Origin of the sequence: Pseudoselenomonas caprae (assembly GCF_008271345.1) — a bacterium.
Classification (GTDB): domain Bacteria; phylum Bacillota; class Negativicutes; order Selenomonadales; family Selenomonadaceae; genus Selenomonas_A; species Selenomonas_A caprae.
Genome location: NZ_VTOZ01000004.1, coordinates 124,917 through 145,518, shown reverse-complemented (window position 1 = coordinate 145,518; position 20,602 = coordinate 124,917). Strand labels below are relative to the sequence as shown.

Sequence of the window (20,602 nt, the reverse complement as noted above, 5' to 3'; positions counted from 1 at the left end):
TTTCTCACTAGGTTTATACTTATCGGAAGTAAATAGTTAGCTATTAATATTTTATAAATCCCCACACTAGATAAAATATAACTCCCCATAAGTATATAAGCAGAAGTATCGATTCTCCTAGATGAGTATTGTTTTCTTTTTCCTCTTTTTCATTTTGCGGATTCATTTTCCATTGTTTTACAAAATAACGCAATGTGAAGCAACTCATTCCTACCAGGAATATTATTCCAAATTCAGTTAAGATTGCATATAAAATAGGAAAGTCATCCTCTTTTAGTAGGTCGATAAAGTTAAAATAACTGAGGATTCCCCCAAAAAAACAAAAAAGAATTTTATACTTCATTCCTTGTATCCTTATCTTTAGACCAGATTAAGTTCTTGTTTTAAAGCTCTTTGCAAAGTCTGTGAAAAATTAATGCCATAGCTTTCTGCTCGTGCGTTTAGCCATGCAGGAATGGTCAAAGTTTTCTTTACCACACGATTAGCCATCTTTTCACGAATACTTGGCATAAAAGTCTCAACCAGGAAATAGGTCTGATTCTCTGGCAGTTTATTCGTATGTAACAAATTCTTGACCGTGGATGGAACTGGCGGCACGTCTCCGTCGTCCTCTATCCCCCAAAGGTGTAAGGCTAAAACCTCACGAGCTTGTTTAACTGCATCAGCTTCATCCTCGCCAAATGAAACGCATCCCGGCAAATCAGGAAACGTTATATGTACGCCGTCATCCTCATAATCCATGATTGCAACGTAGTGATAAAAATTCGGTCTCTCCATAATAGCCTCCTTCCCTCCCAAAAGGGAGGGGACTTAATCAAATGTAAGTCCCGATTGTTTTTCGATACTCTTCAAGTCGTCACGACTCAAATCCTTAACTGGATGCCGGACAGTAACACGTTCTTTCTTTGTCGGATGCTTGAGCTGATGATGGTCGCCTATGCAGGTAACCTCTCGCCACCCATCTTTTTTCAAGATTTTGAGTATCTCCCTGGAAGAATATCATTTCATGATTTTCTCCTTCCAAGTCTATCTTAGCACGTGCTTTTATACGTGTCAAGATAATGCAAGTATATAAGCATCTTCTGTCATCCACAAAAGCGGCGCAAGAATTGGTTGAAACTCGCCTGCAAGCCTTGATAATTTACCGCAACGGAATGTTACTTTTGCTCACCAGCCGGGTAGCGTTATGGATGCCGATTTCTTCGAGGAGCTTGACATAGGCGGTGCGGATTACTTCGGCATATTGGCTTGGGCCGATGATGATTTCTTCCAGAGCTTCCTGCAGCGGCAGGCCTGGATATTCATCGCCAGGACCGCAGATTGGCAATTTATAGATGATCTGCGGGATTCCGTCGATGACTTCGATGTCATATGCCAGCCGTCCCTGTGAGGATTCTTTGTAGATAAACCGCCATTCGCGTTCTTCGACAAAGCCGGGATTTTTGATGGAAAACAGCGATGTCATCAGCATATCGGTAAAATAGTTCAAGACCTGCATGGGCTTATGCTGCTGGAGGGCTGCCAGATTGCGTTCGATATTTTCGAGCATCCAGTCAAAGCCGGCTGAAAATTGCTCCTGCGTCAGATATTCCACCGGCGATAACAGCAGCGGCAATGGTTCGAGCGGGCGGAAGATGGCATTGGGATTGAGGACGAAGGCAACGCCTGTCTTGCGTCCATAGGCACGCCACATGGACAGCCGCCCCCTGCCCTTTTCTTCCGGTGCATGTTCGGAGACGCAGGCCAGATAGGTATGGGTGATGTATTGCTGTTCGTTGCGGTTCAGGTCGCTGAGCAGGGATTCCAGCATATTGCTGCCCCAGTGCAGCTGCTGGCTGATGGCCTGGATCCGCTGGCGCCGTGCTGCGGAGCTGTAAATGGTATGGTTGAGCAGCTGGATGCCGTAGTCGATTTCACGGTAGTCGTTCATGCAGGCCGCCGCCCGCATCCAGAGATGACGCCCTTTGAGGATGTTGATGCCCGTGGTCGCACTGGTATAGTAGGCAAAATGCATGTTTTCCAGCTTGGTCTCCTCCAGCCGCCGTGCATAGATGGGCTGGAAGATCTTCAGATATTCGCCACGGTCATAGGCTTCGGCTGTGCGGATGCGGCTGCCAGCAGTGTTTGCCTCGGTGGCGATGCCGTTTTCCTCGCAGGCAGCCAGCGCTTTCTCCAGCGGCATGGGACGGCCGAAATAGAAGCCCTGCATCTTCTCGCAGCCGATCTTGGTCAAGAAATCGGCCTGCTCTTTTGTCTCCACGCCCTCTGCGATGGTGTGGATGCCGACTTTCTTCGCCATGCAGACCGCGGATTCGATGATTGTCTTGGCGCGTGGCGAAAACGGTGCTAGGAACCGCATATCGATCTTCAAGGCTTCGAACTGATGGTTCTTCAGCACATTCAGGGAGGAACTGCCCTCGCCGAAGTCATCGAGCCATACCAAGTAACCAGCTGCTTGAAAGCGCTTCAACGAGGATTCGATGCGCTTGTCCTGGGCAAAGATGTTTTCTGTGACTTCGATGCGCAGCAGTTCACGGGGCAGCTGATACTGGTCCATCGCCGCTTCTACCAGGGCAAAGAAATCCCCGGCCAAAAAGTCAAGCCGCGACAGGTTCAGGGAAATCGGCAATTGCGGCTGGTTCTGCTGCTGCCTGCTGGCAAGCGTTTGGCAGACCTCTTTGACTACGGCCAGATCAAGTTTGTGCGTCTGGTTGGTGGCTTCCAGCACACCGAGAAAAACGCTGGGCGTGATCGTGCCGTAGATGGGATCTGTCCAGCGGGCCAGAGCTTCAAAGGCACAGATTTTTCCCGTCAGGCTGCGGATGATTGGCTGGTAATGGACGGTGATCTCATGCCTTTCGATCGCCTCGTCGATATGCTTCGCCAGATAGCATTCCAGCGAGGTCTTGCCTGCAAGCTTTGCGTTTGCTGTATCCATAATCCATCGACTTCTTTCTCTTGCAGATTATCAGCGAGAATGGTATCGTTTCTCATGGCCGCGGATAGCGTGGGGTCATAGGAATTCGTCCTGCTCGATGTTGGCACTGCCGCATACGGGACAGCTGATGGCGTAGTCATCGGCCAGCCAGCGATAGCCGCAGTCTTCACAGACATAATTGTTGTAGACGTAGTTGTTTTCGTCATCGTAGTAACGCTCATCATCATCGTCGTCATCAAACATGATGTCCCCTCCTCCTTTGCACAATACCCCCATGGAATCGGCAGGGTGCGAGTTCATGGGGGTACTTTTGTTTCCAGAAAAGATTATGCTTGTAGCTTGCCAGCCGTGGCACCGTAGATGGCAAATTCGTTTTTGCCGTCGAGTCCCAGGACTTCGTTGAGCTTGTCGTCCTCGTAGGCGCCCAGTGCGCAGACGCCTATCTTGACCGTCTGGGCCGCAAGATATAGGTTCTGGCAGACGTGGCCAGCATCGAGGAACAGATAGCGGTAAGCGCGGCTGCCGAAGAGATAGGTCATGCGCTCTGGCACGGCGCTCCAGACAAAGGTAACCGCATTGTTCTTGGTCATATTCTGGGCCCGGAAGCAGGCGCAGAAGGCTTCGCCCATTTCCTCTGCCGTCCGTAGCGGCAGCAGGGCGTGCTCAAAGGCCAGATAGCGATAAAGCCCTGGCTTTATGCCCTTGACGTTCTGGATGAAAAGATACGTCTCGAAGGCATGGCGGGCACCGGCTGACGGCACATTGCGCTTGCTGGCGCCCTTGGGCAGCCCCATCTTGACGCCCTGGGTGCACCAGAGCAGATAGGAAAGCTCCTTTATCGTCAGCGGCACCTGGCTGTACTGGCGCACCGAAGCCCGCAGCTCGATGACCTCGAGAAAGTTGACCGGTATATCCGGCAGGAGTTCAGGCTCAGGCAGTGGAATGATCTTCGTGCCAGGGGCCACGGCTTTTTCCGGTGCTGGCGGTTCGGCACCTTCCATTTTGGGGACGCTGGGATTCTTGGCCATGGTGGTTGCGGCCAGGAACTCCTGCGCGATTGGATATTCTTTCATAGGGTAATCCTCGCTTACATATCCGGACGGACGCCGGTCTTGCCTGTGAACTGGTGATAGTTTCCACCCTTGCGGCGGCTCATAAGCTCATCTAAGAGCTGATCTGGCGTGAGCTTGTGATAGGCCAGCAGCACCAGGCAGTGATACCAGAGGTCGCCCATCTCGTAGAGGACTTCCTCCGGCGCCTGATTCTTCGAGGCAATGACTGTCTCCACGGCTTCCTCGCCGACTTTTTTGAGAATCTTATCCTGTCCTTTATCGAAAAGATAATTCGTATAGGAGCCTTCCACGGGATTGAGCTTGCGGTCCTGGATGACGTTGTAGAGGTCATTCAAGACCGTAGCCAGCGATACCTGCGGCTCCGGCGGCACGACAGCCACGCCCTTTTCCTCCTCGCCCACGAGCTTGCGCCCGCTGAAGCAGGTATAGGTGCCCGTATGGCAGGCCACACCCGTCTGATGGACCCGCACCAGCAGCGTGTCGCCATCACAGTCGTAGGAGATTTCCCGCACCTTCTGCTTGTTGCCAGACTCTTCGCCCTTGTTCCAGAGTTTCTGGCGGCTGCGGCTGAAGAACCAGGTATACCCTGTCTCAATCGTTTTCTTGAGGGATTCCTCATTCATATAGGCCATCATGAGGACCTGACCGTTCTCCTCTTGGATGATGGCCGGTACCAGACCTTTTTCGTCAAATTTTACCATGGAAATATCAATGTTTTTGTCCATCAGAATCTTACCTCCACGCCACGAGATTTCAGATAATCCTTGACCTGCCGCACCGTGAACTGGCCATAGTGGAACACCGAAGCTGCCAGAACCGCATCCGCCTTGCCCAGCGTCAGCACATCGTAGAAGTGCTCGAGCTTGCCAGCACCGCCCGAAGCGATGACGGGCACATCGACGGCCTCCGAGACTGCCCGCGTCAGCGGTATATCATACCCATCCTTCGTGCCATCGGCATCCATGCTCGTGAGCAGGATTTCGCCAGCACCGAGGGCTACGGCCTTCTTGACCCATTCGATGCAGTCAAGGCCCGTCGGCGTGCGGCCGCCATTGATGAAGACTTCCCATTTGTCCTCGCCTGTGCGGCGCGCATCGACAGCGAGCACGACACACTGGCTGCCAAACTTTTCGGCACCTTCGCGGATGAGCTCAGGATCCTTGATGGCAGCTGTGTTAAGCGAGGTCTTGTCCGCTCCAGCCTTCAGCATGCGGCGCATGTCCTCTGCCGAGCGGATGCCGCCGCCCACCGTGAAGGGGATGAAGACCTGGGAGGCGCAGTCCTTAGCTACCTGCACCATGGTATTGCGTTCTTCGTTGGAGGCCGTGATGTCGAGGAAGACCAGCTCATCGGCACGCTCTTCGTCATAGCGTGCCGCCAGCTCCACCGGATCGCCTGCATCCCGCAGGCCTACAAAATTGGTTCCCTTGACCACCCGGCCATCTTTGACGTCAAGACAAGGAATTATCCGTTTCGTATACATTTTAATCCTCCTTGGCGGCAATTTCAATAGCCTGCTGTAAATCCAGGGTACCCATATAGATCGATTTGCCGACAATCACGCCTTCGATGCCGTCCTTTTCATAGGGCTTGAGGGCTTCGATATCCGCCGTTGACTTGACGCCCCCCGAGGCGACGATATTCACGCCGCTTTCCCGGGCCAGCTTGGCCGTAGCCTCCACGTTGACACCTTCCAGCGTACCATCGCGGGAAATATCCGTATAGATGATGGTCTTGACTCCAGCTTTCTTCATTTCCTTGGCCAGCGTCGTGACATCCACATCCCCGGAAACGCCCCAGCCATCGACGGCCACAATGCCATCTTTGGCATCGATGCCGACCACGATGCGGTCACCATATTTGGCGCAGGCCTCCTTGACGAGGGCAGGATTCTTGACCGCCACCGATCCGAGGATGACGCGGCGCACGCCCAGTGCCAGCACTTCGTCGATATTCTCCATCGTGCGGATGCCGCCACCGAGTTCCACCGGGATGTCCACCGCGGCGAGGATCTCTTTCACGGTCTCAAGATTGCGGGATGCACCAGCCAGCGCGCCGTCAAGATCGACAAGATGCAGGAACTGCGCCCCCTGACTTTCCCACTTCTGGGCCATTTCAGCAGGTTTATCGGAAAAGACAGTCTCCTGCGCAAAATCGCCCTTGAACAGGCGCACGCATTTACCGTCGCGGATATCGATTGCAGGGAAAATCAGCATGGTTACAACTCCTTTTAGTCTTCTACGAAATTCTTGAGGATCTGCAGGCCAACGTCGCCTGACTTCTCGGGATGGAACTGGGTGGCCTGGATATCACCGCTGGCAACGGCGGCAGTAAGCCGCTCGCCATACTCGGTCCAAGCCGTGACGACCGACGGATTGTCAGGCACCGCATGGTAGCTGTGGACGAAATAGACATAGGGATTAGCCGCAAGTCCCGCAAAGAGGTCAAGGGGCCGGCGCGGTCTCACGACAGACAGGCTGTTCCAGCCCATATGCGGCACCTTCAGCTCCGGTGCCTGGATCTTCCTGACCATTCCCTGCAGGAAGCCCAGGCCGCGGACACCTGGCGACTCCTCGCTGCCCTCGAAGAGGATCTGCAAGCCGACGCAGATGCCAAGCAGCGGCTTGCCGCTGTCGACGCACTGGCGGATGGCGGGGATGAGCCCCGAGTCCGTGAGTTTCTTCATGCACTCGCCAAAGGCACCGACGCCTGGCAAGACGAGCTTATCGGCCTGAAGGATGTCCTCTGCCCTGCTGGTTACCTTGACGTCAGCCCCCAGGGCGGCAAAGGCCTTCTCAACACTATATAAATTACCTGCTCCATAGTCGATTATCGCAATCATCGCTGGCCCTCCTCTTTACAGCATGCCCTTCGTGGATGGGATGCCCTCGACACGTGGGTCGTCTTCTACCGCCTGGCGGATGGCATGGCCTAGGGCCTTGAAGACAGCCTCGACCTTGTGATGGGAATTCGTGCCATAGAGGACCTTGACATGGAGCGTGATGCCCGCATGGAAGGCAAAGGCCCGCAGGAATTCCTCGGTGAGCTCCGTATCGTAGCCGCCAATCATCGGCGCCATCTCGCCGCCATCGTAGACGAGGAAGGGCCGCCCGCTGATATCGAGGGAAACAAAGGCCAACGCCTCGTCCATCGGCAGATAGAAGGTGCCGTAGCGGCGGATGCCCTTCTTATCGCCAATGGCCTGCTTGAAGGCCTGTCCGAGTGCGATGCCGATATCTTCTATCGAGTGGTGCCCGTCGACCTCAAGGTCACCGTCACAGGCCAGCGTCAGGTCGAGCAGGCCATGGGAAGCCATGAGGTTCAGCATGTGATCGAAGAAACCGATGCCCGAATCGATGACGCCATTGCCACGGCCGTCAAGATTCAGCACGAGCTTGATGGCTGTTTCCGCCGTTTTGCGTTCTACAGATGCTGTACGCATACTCATGCCCTGCCCTCCACAAACTGCCGGATGGCATCAAGCCACTGATCGTTTTCTTCGCGCAGGCCCATTGAGATGCGCAGGCAGTTCTTGAGCCCCGGCGCATCGCCGAAGCAGCGCACACCGATGCCCTTGCTCTCCAGATATTCGTTGAGCTTTGCTGCCTTGGCATACCGGATCAGCACGAAATTCGTCTCTGACGGATAGACGGTGACGCCGGGCAGCTTGCCGAGCTCGGCGCTCATGCGCTTGCGCTCGGCGATCATCATCTGGATGCGCGGCACATATTCATGGCGCATCTGGTAGACGATGTCAGCCGTGGCCAGCGACAGGACGTTCATATGGTACGGCATGTACGCTTTCTCGATCATCGTGACGATGGCCGTGCTGGCGAGCATGTAGCCGACACGGGCCGAGGCCAGGCCGTAGGCCTTCGAGAAGGTGCGGGCCACGATGAGGTTGGGATGGCTGCTGAGCAGGCCGACTGCTGTGCGGCCATAGAACTCGATATAAGCCTCATCGATGAGCAGTGCGCAGTTGCCATGGATGTTGTCGGCGATGTATTCGATATCGCTGACCGAGTAGCCCGTTCCCGTGGGATTGTTCGGGTTGCAGATAACGGCCAGGGCGGCTTTTTCCTCATTGACCGTATTGACGAATTTCTCGATGTCGAGGGAGAAATCCTCCTCGAGGGCTACCGGGATGCCCGTAGCCTGCGCGGCCTTGGCATAGATGCGGTACATCGAGAAGGAAGGTTCCGGATAGACGATCTTCTTGGCCTTCGTACCGCCAAAGCAGTAGAACAGCTTTTCAATGATCTCACTGGAGCCGCTGCCCAGCAGGACGTTCTCCTTCTGCAGCTTGTGGTTGTCGGCGATCTGCTCGCGCAGGGCATCGTATTCCTCATTCGGATAGCGGTTGAATGCGACGCGGGAGAGACGCCCCATCAGGCGGTCTTCCACCATCGGCGGCAGGTTCATATTGCACTCGTTGGCATTGACCTTGATCTGCCAGTCGCGCTCCACCACATCATAGGATGGCATATCCTTCAAACCAGTACGGTATTTCAACATAATTCTTTATTTCCTCCTCAAACGGATTGCATTCGCATGAGCTTGCAGGCCTTCGTTCTCGGCCAGGCGGATGATATCCTCGCTGACTGCCTGCAAAGCTGGCTGTGTATACGAGATGATGCTCGTGCGCTTCATGAAAGTTTCGACATTCAGTACGCTGTAATAGCGGGCCGTGCCGCCAGTCGGCAGCACATGGTTCGGGCCGGCGAAGTAATCGCCGAGCGGCTCGGGCGAATAAGCGCCCAGGAATACGGCCCCGGCATGACGGATATAGGGAAGCAGCTGAAAAGGTTCCGCCGTCAAGAGTTCCAGATGCTCGGGGGCCGAAACATTGGCAAAGCGGATGGCCTGCCGCATGTCGTCGGCTACCACGATAAGACCGTTGCGTGCAATCGAAGTCTGGGCGATCTCGCGGCGCGGCAGCTTTAAAAGCTGCTTTTCGACCTCGGCTTCCACCTTGGCAGCAAGCTCTGCGTCGTCGGTAATCACGATGCTGGAAGCCAGCGGGTCATGCTCTGCCTGGCTAAGCATATCGGCAGCCGTATAGACGGGATCTGCCGTCTTGTCGGCGACAATGAGGATTTCACTCGGGCCTGCGAGCATGTCGATATCGACATTGCCGTAGACTTCCTTTTTGGCCAGCGTGACAAAGATATTGCCCGGGCCGGTAATCTTATCGACGCGCGGGATGGTCTCCGTGCCAAAGGCCATGGCAGCGATCGCCTGCGCCCCGCCAATCTTATAGATTTTCTTCACGCCGGCAGCGCGGGCGGCAATCAGCACATAGGGATTGATTTGCCCGTTCTTGGGCGGTACCATCATGATGATCTCACGGACACCAGCCACGACAGCCGGTACGGCGTTCATGATGACCGAGGACGGGTAAGCTGCCGTGCCTCCCGGTACATAGATGCCCACCCGGTCGAGGGGAATCACCGACTGGCCCAGCAGCGAGCCGTGCTCACGATAGGTCATCCACGAATTTGGCTTCTGCTCCTGATGATACCGGCGGACGTTTTCGGCGGCCTTGTGCAGGGATTCGACGACAGCCGGAGCGGCAGCAGCCTCTGCCGCTGCGAACTCTTCCTCGGTGACGAGGAAGCTCTCCGGCGTAAGCTCGACGCGGTCGATGAGCTTCGTGTAATGGATGACTGCCTTGTCGCCGTCCCTGCGGACATCGCCGACAATCTGGCGCACAAGCTCAGCCGCACTCATATCACGGCCGAAGAGCTTTTTATTGCTCTCGCGGATCTTCGGACTAAGCTCTACTTCATCAAAGGCAGCCTTCGTGAGCATGCGCTCGACTTCCAGCTCCCCAACCTCACTTGCTTTTACGATTCTCATTTTGCAGCCTCGCTTTCCAGTATCTTACGCAAATCACTGACCATGGTATGGATGCGGTCGAATTTCATCTTGAAGCTCACGCGGTTGGCGATAAGCCGGGCCGTTGCCTCCTGGATGGATACGATCTCCTCGAGATCGTTCTCCTTGAGGGTCGTCCCCGTCTCGACGATATCGACGATGCTCTCCGACAGGCCGACGATTGGGCCAAGCTCGATCGAGCCATTGAGCTTGATGTATTCCATCTGCATGCCGTGGCGGTTGAAGAACTGCTCGGCGATATGCGGGAACTTCGTCGCGACGCGGGTATGGTTGTAATCTGTAAGTTTGGCGCGCTTTTCGGCCTTTGGCACAGCCATCATCAGATGGCAGCGGCCAAAGCCGAGATCCAGGAGCTCGTAGACATCCTTGCCGGATTCGAGCAGGACATCCTTGCCGATGACGCCGATATCGGCGGCACCATACTCTACATAGGTCGGTACGTCGGCCGTCTTGGAGACGATGAACTTTATTTTCTTCTCCTCATTGGTGATGACGAGCTTGCGCGATTTATCGGATAGGCCTTCTGCCGTATAGCCAATCTTTGCCAAAAGTTCTGCCGACAGGCCAAACAATTTCCCCTTAGGCAGGGCAATTGTCAGGTAATCCATATTGTTTGACTGCATAGTTGACCTCCTGGATAATTCTTTATCTCGTTAAAGTAATAACATGTAACAATACTAACATGTAAAGTTGTAAACGTCAAGCCAAGGTGTTAATTTCTTTCGTCCGCCTCACGCAGCAGGCAGAGCTCCGGAGCATCACCGGCAGCTGGCGGCTGATGATGCCTGGCGATGAGCGCCGCTTCGCCGGTCAGGCCGATGGCGCGCAGCTTGGCGGCGCCGATCTCTGCATGATGGTAGTAGACGTAGATGGCATGGCCAGGCTTTGACCAAAGTCCCTGCCCCCCAGGGCAGGCGAGCTTCTCAGCCAGCCGGGGCAGGAAACGGTCCATGAGCACCGTGAAGACCTTGCCCCAGACGTCAAGATCCCCCCTGACGCGGCCGACATCGTGCAGCAAGGCGCAGCGCAGCAGCATGGACCGGTCAACGGTCAGATCTGACATGTCAGCCAGTGCCAGCGCCGTGCGGGCCACATGGAGTGCATGATACTGATCGGCAGGATGCATCGCATAGAAAAGCGGCTGTGCCGCTTTGGGGATTGACTTGTCAACAAAGGCCCGGTCAGCAGGCGTGATATCTGCCGTCATGGCGCGGTAAAATTGACGGACACGCTGCATCATGCGAGGTATACCAATTCGCGGTAGCCCTTGGCAAGCTGGGCTGTTTCGGCTTCAGACTGCGTCTGCGACGCGAGGGACAGCTCGACGGTCTTGCCTTCGCGGCGCAGTGTTTCGGCTTTGGCGATGGCTGCTGCCTCTTTGCCCGCCGCATAGGCCAGATAGATGTCGCGGGCGCGCATCGGGCGTTCGATGCCCTGGCGCTCCAGAGCGAGCAGGATGCGCTCGATGCCGCTGGCAAAGCCCGTGGCCGGGCAGGCATTGCCGAAGTCGGCCAGCAGGTGGTCATAGCGGCCGCCACCGCAAAGCGGGAAGCCCAGCCCCGGCGTATAGGCCTCGAATACCATCCCCGTGTAGTAGCTGAAGTCACGGATGATGCCCAGATCGAAGCGGACGTACTGCTCGACACCATAGGCCTTGAGCAGCCGATAGATTTCACAGAGATTGTCCAGGGCCCGGCGGCTCTGCTCGTTGAGTGCGAGATCGTAGGCCTTCTTTATCATGTCCTCACCGCCGCTGAGCACGGGCAGCTTCTTGAGCACAGACTTCGCCGTTGCGGGCAGGTCGAGGGCGTCCACCGTGTTGCCGAGAGCTACGAGGTCACGCTGCTCCATAGCCAGCTTGAGCTTCTCCTTGACATCAGCGGCGAGATGATACTGCTCCATGATGCCGCTGATGAATTCTACCTGCCCGAGGCAAATCTGGAAATCCGTAAGTCCTGCGCGCAGCAGTCCCTGGATAGCCAGCGCGATGATTTCGGCATCGGCAAACGGACTCGTGCTGCCCATAAGCTCGACGCCAGCCTGATGGAACTCACATTGGCGGCCCATCTGGGTCTGCTCATAGCGGAATACGCTGCTGATATACGATAGTTTCATCGGTAGCGGATATTCCTGCAGGCGGCTGCTGACGAGCCGCGCAATCGGCGTCGTCATTTCATGGCGCAGCGCCAGGGTACGGTTGTCCTTATCAAAGAGTTTGAACAGATGGGCTTCGCTGCTGCGGCTGCTGCCGAGCGTCAGATTGTCGAGGTACTCGATCGTCGGCGTGACGACTTCGTCATAGCCCCACTCGGCAAAGAGCTCGGCAAGCTTTGTCTCGATTGCCCGCTTGCTGGCCGCTTCACTCGGCAGGAAGTCACGGGTACCGTAAGGGATTTCCAATACATTCTTGTCTTTTTCCATCGGTTCTTCGCTCCTTTGATTTTCGGATTGTCGTTTTATTCAGGCTGCTCTGGCAGGCGCTCGAGCACCGTCTTGTAGCCATCAGCACCGTAGTTGAGACAGCGCTTGACGCGGCTGATCGTCGCCGTGCTGGCACCAGTCTGCTCGACGATGTCGTCATACGTATGGCCGGCCTTGAGCATCCTTGCCACTTCGAGCCGCTGCGACATGGATTTGAGCTCACTGATCGTGCAGATATCCTCAAAGAATTGATAGCATTCATCCATGTTTTTCAGCGCGAGCACTGCCTGACATAGCTGGTCATTGAGCTTGTCCTTCAGTTTCGGATTAACCATAATCCTGTATCCTCCTCCAGTTGTTCTTTCCGTCTTTATTCCTTTAGTTTGTGAAATTACCTGTCATTATAGCACAGCCTGCCGCAAAAGAAAAGCCCTTTGGCACGATTAGTCGTGCCAAAGGGCTCAGATTGTAAATTACCACAGCTGTCTGTCCATCTGAAAAGGATTTTTAGCCATCGATTGCAAACTTTATCGTTGCTTCCAGTCCCGGTTTCAGCGTAAACGGCAAATCTGCGGGAAGTGATATACGTACCGTCAAGCGGCCATCACCGCCAGCAGAATCTGACTTGTCAGCTTCATCCTCGGAAGGCGTTGACGGGTCAACGATATCCTGCACTGTCCCCTGCAGTTTGTGGCCATCGAGTTCGTATTCGGCAAACTGGCCGAGACGGATAGCGGCTGCCTGCTCGGGCGTCACGCGTGCCTCGATCCAGGCGCTGCCTGCATCCATGATGTTCGCGATGACCTGGTCCGCTTTGACGGCTGTATCAGCGGCTGCTGTATCCGTAAGGATGACCGTACCTGCTGCCGGTGCGAGGATCTCTGTCGACTGCTGATCCTGCTGGGCATTAGCCAGTGCTGCTTCTGCCTGTTTGACCTGCGCCTCGGCCTGCTTGAGGATTTCGGGGCTTACGGGCACTGTCGTGGTCTGCGCCGGTGCCGTATAGGCCGGCCGGCTGCTTGCCGATTGCGCGGCTGCCTGCGCTGCTGCATAGGCGGCCGCAGCTTCATCGCGCTTGACAGCACTGATAGCGCCCATGCTATAGAGCTCATTCATGCGCTGCATGCGGCTATAGGCCTGCGCCGCACGCTGCTGGGCACCGGTATCGACCTGCGGTACAGCCGCAGGCGCAGCCGGCGTCGTCATCGTCGTGCCCTTCTTGAGCTGCTCGAGGCTTTGTTTGCTGAGCTCAAGGTTCTGCTGCAACTGCTGGATGTCTGCGTCCGTGATATTCGTCTCGACACGGGCAATCACATCGCCGGCTTCGACATGATCGCCATCACTTACTACGACTTCCGTGATCTTGCCGGCCGAGCGGGCCTTCACGGGTACCAGCGTACTGGCTACCTTAGCATCATAGACCGTCAGGGTCTTGTTGTGATGCTGATACCAATAGACGCCGCCACCAGCCAGGAGTGCCAGCAGCACTAGACCAAGCGCGCCGAAGCGAAGGATGTTCTTGACTTTGCTTGTGATGTCTTTTTCCATGCGGGATACCTCCCTACTATATAGTCACCAAGATAGAACGACTCCCTCTTTCCAGAGGGAGTCTGTTCCTTTATCTATGGAACGATCAGCCGAGCTGGCTTTCGATCATGGCAAATGCCTTATCGAGTGCCTGCGGGATCGCATTGGCGTCCTTACCACCAGCCTGGGCCATGTCCGGACGGCCGCCGCCGCCACCACCGACAACAGCAGCTGCTTCTTTGATGACCTTGCCTGCATGGATACCCTTGGCCACCGCGGCCTTATCGGCCTTGACGACGAGGTTGACCTTGCCGTCGTTAGCGCAAGCCAGGACGACAACGCACGGCGACTCGAGCTTCGAGCACGTCATATCGGCAACGTCGCGGAGCTCATCCATGCCAGCAGCATTCGATTTGCCGCAAGCAACCGCAACGCCATTCACGGTCTTCATGCCGCCGAGTAGATCTGCAGCATCAGCCTGCTCACGCATAGCAGCGACTTCCGCGAGCTCTTTCTGCATAGCCTTGACCTCAGCCTGTACCTTCTCGATCTGAGCCGGGACATCTTCCTCCTTGGCCTTGAGCTTGGCAGCAGCCTCGGCGAGGACTGCCATCTTGCCCTGGACATAGTCAAGGGCAGCCTGGCCCGTGATAGCCTCGATGCGGCGTACGCCCGATGCGACACCGGACTCGCTGACGATCTTGAACATGCCGATCTGGCCGACGTTCTTGACATGGGAACCGCCGCAGAGCTCCATCGAGAAGCCCGGGACTTTGACGACGCGGACAACATCGCCGTATTTCTCGGAGAACAGGGCCATAGCACCAGCGGCCTTCGCCTCTTCGATGCCCATATGGCTGATCTCGACATCCGTGCCCTTGAGGATCTCGAGGTTTACGAGTTCCTCGACGTCAGCGAGCTGCTGAGCCGTCACCGGCTCGAAGTTCGTGAAGTCAAAGCGCAGGCGCTCCGGCGTAACGGAGGAGCCTGCCTGGCTTACCTGGTCGCCGACAACCTGCTTGAGGGCAGCCTGCAGCAGATGGGTAGCCGTATGGTTGCGGGCCGAAGCCAGTTTCTTCGTCTGGTCGACTTCGATCTTGACCGTCTCACCGACCTTGAGCTGGCCTTCCTCAACATAGGCAACATGGTATACCGTGCCATCCGGCAGCTTCTTGGCATTGACAGCCTTGATGCGGCCGAACTCGCTGACCAGCATACCCTCGTCGCCGACCTGTCCGCCGCCTTCGGCGTAGAACGGCGTCTTGTCGAGGATGATGCCAGCCTCTTCGCCGTCCGTGATCTCATCGACGAGCACGCCGTCTTTCCAGATAGCGACGACTTTGCCTTCTTTGGCCGTCTCGTCTACCGTCAGCTTGCTGACATCGATGCTCGAAAGGTCTGGAACCTCGACGCGCGTGTTCTCGGCACGTGCGTTGCGCGCACGCGTGCGCTGCTCTTCCATGGCCTTCTCGAAGCCCTCCTTGTCGAGGTCGAGCTCGTTCTCGTGCAGGATCTCCTCGGTGAGTTCCCACGGGAAGCCGAAGGTATCGTAAAGCTTGAAGACAACCTGGCCATCGAGCTCCTTCTTGCCAGCCTTCTTGACCGTCTCGATCTCGCCGTTCAGGAGCTCCATGCCCTGATTGAGGGTAGCAGCAAAGCGGTCTTCTTCGATGCTGATGACCTTCTTGATGTAGTCAGCCTTGTTGATGAGCTCCTCGAAATCCTTGGCGCCACGGTAGATGTTGACAGCAGCGTCAACGGCACCCTCGAGGAACTTGTCCTTGATGCCGAGCATGCGGCCATGACGGATAGCACGGCGCAGGATGCGGCGCAGGACATAGCCACGGCCCTCGTTGGACGGCAGGATGCCATCCATGATCATGATAGCCATGGAACGGGCATGGTCAGCGATGACCTTCAGCGAGATATCCTTCTCGTCATCCTCGCCGTATTTGACGCCAGCAACGTTGGCAGCATATTCGATGATCGGATAGAGCAGGTCTGTCTCGAAGTTCGTCTTCTTGTTCTGGACAACGGAGGCGATACGCTCAAGGCCGCAGCCCGTATCGATGTTCTTATGCGCGAGGTTGGCATAAGAACCATCTTCCTGCTTGTCATACTGCGTGAATACGAGGTTCCAGATCTCAAGATAACGGTCGCAGTCGCAGCCTACTGCGCAGTCCGGCGAACCGCAGCCGCGCTCCTCGCCGAGGTCGATGTAGATCTCGGAGTCCGGGCCGCACGGGCCAGGGCCGATTTCCCAGAAGTTATCTTCCATCTTGACGATATGATCCTGCGGGAAGCCCGGCTGGGATTTCCAGATTTCGATGGCTTCCTCGTCGTCCGGATAAACCGTTACCCAGAGTTTCTCCTTCGGCAGCTCGACGACTTCCGTCAGGAACTCCCAAGCCCAGGGGATAGCCTCACCCTTGAAGTAATCGCCGAACGAGAAGTTGCCCAGCATCTCGAAGAACGTCTGATGACGCGCCGTGCGGCCGACGTTCTCGATATCGCCGGTACGGACGCAGCGCTGGCTCGTCGTGACGCGCGTGCGAGGCGGCTTCATCTTGCCCGTGAAGAACGGCTTCAGCGGCGCCATGCCCGCACCGATCAAAAGGAGCGTCGGGTCATCTTTCGGAATCAGAGAGAAACTCGGCAGGCGCAGATGGCCTTTTTTCTCGGAAAAGAACTGCAGATATGCTTCGCGCAGTTCGTTACCACTCATATACTTCAAAAAAATCTACCCCCATATAGGTATTTTCAGCAGTGACTTTATCACTGTTGTGTTTATAGAACATCTAGTTGATTATTTTACCATATTTTTCCACGCTTGTGAAACGTTTTATTACAGGTTTACGATTTGGCTTACGAAAGGCTCGCTGCCGCCTCCTGTGCCTGCTCCGTCGTCATGAGGATTTCGCGTGGCTTGCTGCCGGCATTCGGGCCGACGATATGGAGCTCCTCCATCGTGTCGATAAGCCGGGCCGCACGCGTGTAGCCGATGCGGAACCGGCGCTGGATGCTCGAAGTCGAAGCCTGCCCTGTCGACATGACGAGATTGACCGCATCCATCAAGAGTTCATCGGTTTTCGGCGCATTGCTGCGGCCGCCATTTTCCTCGGCCTGCTCGGCAGCCAGCGCCTGCTCGGTGAACGCGACGATTTCCTCGTTGGTCTCCATCTCCTGCCCCTGCGAACGGATGAAGTTCAAGAGGTTTTCGACTTCATCATCGCTGATGAACGCCCCCTGTACACGGCGCGGCTTGGCTGCCCCTACTGGATAGAAGAGCATATCGCCCTTGCCCAACAGTTTTTCAGCACCGCTGCGGTCAAGGATCGTACGCGAGTCAATCTGGCTCGATACAGCAAAGGAAATACGCGAAGGAATGTTGGCCTTGATGATACCCGTGATGACATCGACGGAAGGCCGCTGGGTGGCCAGCACCATATGGATGCCAGCGGCACGGGCTTTCTGGGCCAGACGGCAGATGGCATCCTCGACATCGTGGGGCGCGACCATCATGAGGTCAGCCAGCTCGTCGATGATGATGACGATGGCAGGCATCTTGTCATCGGGGAATTTCTTATTATAGGTATCCATGTTGCGGACGTTGTGCTCGGCAAAGCTGGCATAACGCTTCTCCATCTCCTGCACCGACCAGTTGAGCACCGAGGCCGCCTTCTTCGGATCCGTGACGACTGGCACCATCAGATGCGGGATGCCGTTATAGCCCGAAAGCTCGACCATCTTCGGGTCGACGAGGATGAACTTGACCTCATCGGGCTTGGCCTTGAACAGCACGCTCGTGATCAGCGTGTTGATGCAGACGGACTTACCGGAGCCCGTGGCACCGGCGACGAGCAGATGCGGCATTTTCGCCAGGTCAGCAAAGATAGCCTGGCCGCCGATATCCATGCCAAGACCTACGGTCAAGCGGGATTTGGCATCGGCAAATTTCGGGCTTTCGAGCACCTCACGGAGCTCTACGCCCTCGAGTTCCTTGTTCGGCACCTCGATGCCGATGGCAGATTTGCCTGGTATCTGCTCGATGCGCACCGAGGAAGCCGCAAGGCGCAGGGCAATATCATCGGCAAGATTCGTGATCTTGCTGACCTTGACACCTGGCGCCGGCTCAAGCTCATAGCGCGTGACGGCCGGGCCATGGCAGGCGTTGATGATGGTTGCCTTGACCTTGAAATCGGCCAGTGTCTGCTGGAGCGTGCGCGCGTTGTCCTCGATCTCGATTTCAAGCGCAGCATTCTTTTTCTTCGCATGCTTGGACAAGAGCTCCGTGACTTTCGGCATCTCATAGGGTTTAGCAGGTGGCGGGGCTGCTAAACTGCCCCTGCCCGCAGCCTCCGAGCCATCGAGCAAGGCCGCGGCCGGCCGGATGGGCGCAATCTCGCCGTATTCGGGCAGCGGCGTTGGATTCTTGCGCATGGGTTTGGGCGATGGGGCGACGACCGGCTCTGTATGCGGCACGGTCACAGGATTTTGCGGGATGTCCGGTTCCTCCTCCTGGCTGCGCCCGTATTCAATCGTGAATTTTGGTACCGGAGGTTCTTCGCTTGCCGGCTCTGGCTCTGGTTCAGCGATAACCGGTTCTTGTCTTTCCGCTTTATCCGGCGCAAGCTCAGCGGGCATTTCGTCTTCCGTCTGGGCAAAATGCGGATCGCGCTCCTGATTGTAGAACGAATTTTTGACCTTTTCCTTGACGGCATCGACAACGCGCTCTTCGACGCGGCCGCCGACATCGGCCACCTTCTCATAGGCTACCGAGACAGCTTCACCGGCAGCACTAGCCCCCTTGGCCGCCGTCTGCCGGGTCTTCATAAGGCCCGTGGCCAGCGACCATGTCGTCGAGAGCAGGATGGAGCCGATTGTTCCTGCGCCGAGCAGGATGATTGCGCCATCGACGCCAAAGAACTTGCGCAGGGCAAACAGCAGGCCGCCGCCCATAAGGCCGCCGCCGCGCGGCAGGCTGTCCGGCAGGATTTCTGCGCCAACAGGAATGACAAAATGATGCCAGATGGCAAGCACGGACAAAAACAGCAGCCCCAGCCCAAAGAACCGTGGCGAATAGACCAGCCCGTGATGTTTGGCCATATACTGATACCCGATCAGCAGGATGACCAACGATATGATTGCAGCACCAATGCCAAACAGATAATGCAGGCATTTGGCAAAATACACCCCGACAAAGCCGACATTCAATCCGAACAGGCCGCAGAGTGAGATAAGGCTCACTGCCACAAACGCCAGACCTGCCAGTTCGTACTTACGGCCCGGATTGGCAGGCTTCGCCTCAGCCTTAGCTGCCGGCTTGCGCCGCCGTGTGGTCTTCCGTTCCGTCGTCTTCTTTTTCAAGGGATCACCTCTTTCTCACTAACCTTAAACATGACGCAAAAGGGATGCCTTCCCATAGGAAAGGCATCCTTTGCAATCAAATCATACGCGACCTACTTACTTCGTCAAACGATCGGCACAGCGCTGCGCTTCAAACAGGATGCGCTCCTCATCGAGCGTCGTAAGCGCATGTTTCTCCATCAGGACCTTGCCATCGCAGATGACTGTATCCACCGAACCCGAATTTGCCGAGTAGACGAGCAGGGAAACCGGATTGTTGCGCGGGCACCAGGCAGCGCTGTTCATATCAAGCAGCGTGATATCGGCCTTGCAGCCCTTCGCGAGCCGGCCAATGTCGGGGATGCCGACTGCCTGGCCGCCGAACTCCGTGCCCATCTGCAGGGCCTTGAATGCCGGAATAGCAACCGGGTCCAAGCCATGTACCTTATGCAGCATGGCCGCGAGGTTCACTTCCTCGAGCATGTCGAGATTGTTGTTCGACGAAGCACCGTCGGTGCCGAGCGCTACGCAGACGCCTTCAGCAAGCAGGCGCGGTACAGGAGCAACGCCGCTGGCAAGTTTCATGTTGCTGCCAGGGTTGTGCGCCACGCGGATGCCGTATTTCTTGATGATTTCGATATCGTTGTCGTCGAGGTGGACGCAATGCGCAGCCAGCGTGCCCTTGCCCTCGAAGATTCCCGTCTCGGCAACCCAGTCGAACGGACGGCGGCCGTATTCCTTAAGCGAGCCGTTGATCTCATCGAGCGTCTCATGCATATGGATGTGGATTTCGGCGCCGAGCTCCTGCGCCTTGGCCGCAACCTTCTTGAGGAAGTCCGGCGGGCAGGTATACGGCGCATGCGGGCCGAACATGACCGTGATGCGGCCATCGGCTGCACCATGGAAGTTGCGGTAAAGCTCTGCGTTCTCTTCGAGCTTCTTCTCCCCATCCGGTGCGACACCGATGATGCCGCGCGACAGGACACCGCGCAGGCCGGCATCCATCGCTGCTTCAGCCACGCGCTCCATCCAAGGCCCGTACATATCGGCGAAGGTCGTCGTACCCGTGCGGACCATCTCGAGCATGGCCAGCATCGCGCCCCAATAGATATCGTCCGACGTCATCTTGGCCTCAGCCGGCCAGACCTCGTTGTTGAGCCAGTCCATGAGAGCCATGTCATCGGCATAACTGCGCAGCAGCGTCATTGACGTGTGCGTATGCGCATTGACAAAGCCCGGTATAGCCAGATGATCCGTGCCGTCAATGACTTTGCCCGGACGGAAATCCTCGGGAACATCGCCTATCCCCGCGATGCGGTTGTTGTCGATCATGATATTCGTTACTGGCGTCGTGCCGTCCGGCATTACCGCGCAAACGTTTTTGATCAGTGTTTTCATG

Annotated in this window: 21 protein-coding genes; all 21 read right to left on the bottom strand. The window is 56.3% G+C overall.

Annotated features, from left to right (window positions below; all coding sequences use genetic code 11):
* Nucleotides 1–43: 43 nt before the first annotated feature.
* The 21 genes from FZ041_RS03230 to FZ041_RS03130 all read right to left on the bottom strand — a co-directional run bounded on the left by FZ041_RS03230 (nucleotide 44) and on the right by FZ041_RS03130 (nucleotide 20,601).
* On the bottom strand, nucleotides 44–343 hold the full coding sequence (locus FZ041_RS03230; RefSeq protein ID WP_075428030.1) for a hypothetical protein: 300 nt from the start codon (nucleotides 341–343) through the stop codon (nucleotides 44–46).
* A 17-nt stretch (nucleotides 344–360) separates the two neighbouring features.
* Nucleotides 361–777: a type II toxin-antitoxin system HicB family antitoxin gene (locus FZ041_RS03225; protein ID WP_075428029.1), complete on the bottom strand. Its 417-nt coding sequence runs from the start codon at nucleotides 775–777 to the stop codon at nucleotides 361–363.
* A 33-nt stretch (nucleotides 778–810) separates the two neighbouring features.
* Complete coding sequence (locus tag FZ041_RS03220; protein WP_255449220.1) at nucleotides 811–984, bottom strand: type II toxin-antitoxin system HicA family toxin; 174 nt, start codon at nucleotides 982–984, stop codon at nucleotides 811–813.
* 157 nt (nucleotides 985–1,141) lie between these two features.
* Complete coding sequence (locus tag FZ041_RS03215; protein ID WP_149188496.1) at nucleotides 1,142–2,938, bottom strand: EAL domain-containing protein; 1,797 nt, start codon at nucleotides 2,936–2,938, stop codon at nucleotides 1,142–1,144.
* A 75-nt stretch (nucleotides 2,939–3,013) separates the two neighbouring features.
* Entirely contained in the window at nucleotides 3,014–3,181 is a 168-nt protein-coding gene (locus FZ041_RS03210; protein WP_143092097.1) for a hydrogenase maturation nickel metallochaperone HypA, read from the bottom strand.
* Nucleotides 3,182–3,264: 83 nt separating this feature from the next.
* The gene (locus tag FZ041_RS03205) at nucleotides 3,265–4,011 is read right to left on the bottom strand and encodes a SagB/ThcOx family dehydrogenase (protein WP_149188495.1); all 747 of its coding nucleotides are present in this window, start codon (nucleotides 4,009–4,011) and stop codon (nucleotides 3,265–3,267) included.
* A gap of 14 nt (nucleotides 4,012–4,025) precedes the next feature.
* A complete protein-coding gene (hisIE, locus tag FZ041_RS03200; protein WP_074514858.1) occupies nucleotides 4,026–4,736 on the bottom strand; it encodes a bifunctional phosphoribosyl-AMP cyclohydrolase/phosphoribosyl-ATP diphosphatase HisIE in 711 nt (236 codons plus the stop codon).
* Nucleotides 4,736–5,494 (bottom strand): imidazole glycerol phosphate synthase subunit HisF, encoded by a 759-nt coding sequence (hisF, locus tag FZ041_RS03195; RefSeq protein WP_149188494.1) that lies wholly within the window; start codon nucleotides 5,492–5,494, stop codon nucleotides 4,736–4,738. The genes hisIE and hisF overlap by 1 nt, the downstream gene beginning before the upstream one ends.
* 1 nt (nucleotide 5,495) lies before the next feature.
* Nucleotides 5,496–6,227, bottom strand: a complete 732-nt coding sequence (gene hisA, locus FZ041_RS03190) for a 1-(5-phosphoribosyl)-5-[(5-phosphoribosylamino)methylideneamino]imidazole-4-carboxamide isomerase (protein ID WP_075442458.1) — start codon at nucleotides 6,225–6,227, stop codon at nucleotides 5,496–5,498.
* A gap of 14 nt (nucleotides 6,228–6,241) precedes the next feature.
* Nucleotides 6,242–6,853, bottom strand: coding sequence for an imidazole glycerol phosphate synthase subunit HisH (gene hisH / locus FZ041_RS03185; RefSeq protein ID WP_149188493.1), 612 nt, complete (start codon nucleotides 6,851–6,853; stop codon nucleotides 6,242–6,244).
* Nucleotides 6,854–6,868: 15 nt separating this feature from the next.
* Nucleotides 6,869–7,459: an imidazoleglycerol-phosphate dehydratase HisB gene (gene hisB, locus FZ041_RS03180; protein ID WP_149188492.1), complete on the bottom strand. Its 591-nt coding sequence runs from the start codon at nucleotides 7,457–7,459 to the stop codon at nucleotides 6,869–6,871.
* Complete coding sequence (gene hisC, locus FZ041_RS03175; protein ID WP_149188491.1) at nucleotides 7,456–8,526, bottom strand: histidinol-phosphate transaminase; 1,071 nt, start codon at nucleotides 8,524–8,526, stop codon at nucleotides 7,456–7,458. Before hisC ends, hisB begins: the two co-directional genes overlap by 4 nt.
* Nucleotides 8,527–8,532: 6 nt before the next feature.
* Nucleotides 8,533–9,870 carry a histidinol dehydrogenase gene (hisD, locus tag FZ041_RS03170; protein WP_149188490.1) on the bottom strand — a complete coding sequence of 446 codons (1,338 nt, stop codon included), beginning with the start codon at nucleotides 9,868–9,870 and terminating at the stop codon, nucleotides 8,533–8,535.
* Nucleotides 9,867–10,532, bottom strand: coding sequence for an ATP phosphoribosyltransferase (hisG, locus tag FZ041_RS03165; protein ID WP_149188489.1), 666 nt, complete (start codon nucleotides 10,530–10,532; stop codon nucleotides 9,867–9,869). Before hisG ends, hisD begins: the two co-directional genes overlap by 4 nt.
* Nucleotides 10,533–10,621: 89 nt before the next feature.
* The gene (locus tag FZ041_RS03160; protein WP_149188488.1) at nucleotides 10,622–11,149 is read right to left on the bottom strand and encodes an HDIG domain-containing metalloprotein; all 528 of its coding nucleotides are present in this window, start codon (nucleotides 11,147–11,149) and stop codon (nucleotides 10,622–10,624) included.
* Nucleotides 11,146–12,330, bottom strand: coding sequence for an ATP phosphoribosyltransferase regulatory subunit (gene hisZ, locus FZ041_RS03155; protein ID WP_149188487.1), 1,185 nt, complete (start codon nucleotides 12,328–12,330; stop codon nucleotides 11,146–11,148). Before hisZ ends, FZ041_RS03160 begins: the two co-directional genes overlap by 4 nt.
* A gap of 35 nt (nucleotides 12,331–12,365) precedes the next feature.
* Nucleotides 12,366–12,665: a YerC/YecD family TrpR-related protein gene (locus FZ041_RS03150; protein WP_075442466.1), complete on the bottom strand. Its 300-nt coding sequence runs from the start codon at nucleotides 12,663–12,665 to the stop codon at nucleotides 12,366–12,368.
* 172 nt (nucleotides 12,666–12,837) lie between these two features.
* A complete protein-coding gene (locus FZ041_RS03145; RefSeq protein WP_149188486.1) occupies nucleotides 12,838–13,878 on the bottom strand; it encodes an HlyD family secretion protein in 1,041 nt (346 codons plus the stop codon).
* Nucleotides 13,879–13,963: 85 nt separating this feature from the next.
* Entirely contained in the window at nucleotides 13,964–16,582 is a 2,619-nt protein-coding gene (gene alaS, locus FZ041_RS03140) for an alanine--tRNA ligase (protein ID WP_187626289.1), read from the bottom strand.
* Between the two features lie 140 nt (nucleotides 16,583–16,722).
* The gene (locus tag FZ041_RS03135) at nucleotides 16,723–19,224 is read right to left on the bottom strand and encodes an FtsK/SpoIIIE family DNA translocase (protein ID WP_149188484.1); all 2,502 of its coding nucleotides are present in this window, start codon (nucleotides 19,222–19,224) and stop codon (nucleotides 16,723–16,725) included.
* A gap of 96 nt (nucleotides 19,225–19,320) precedes the next feature.
* Nucleotides 19,321–20,601, bottom strand: a complete 1,281-nt coding sequence (locus tag FZ041_RS03130) for an amidohydrolase (protein ID WP_149188483.1) — start codon at nucleotides 20,599–20,601, stop codon at nucleotides 19,321–19,323.
* Nucleotide 20,602: the final 1 nt, after the last annotated feature.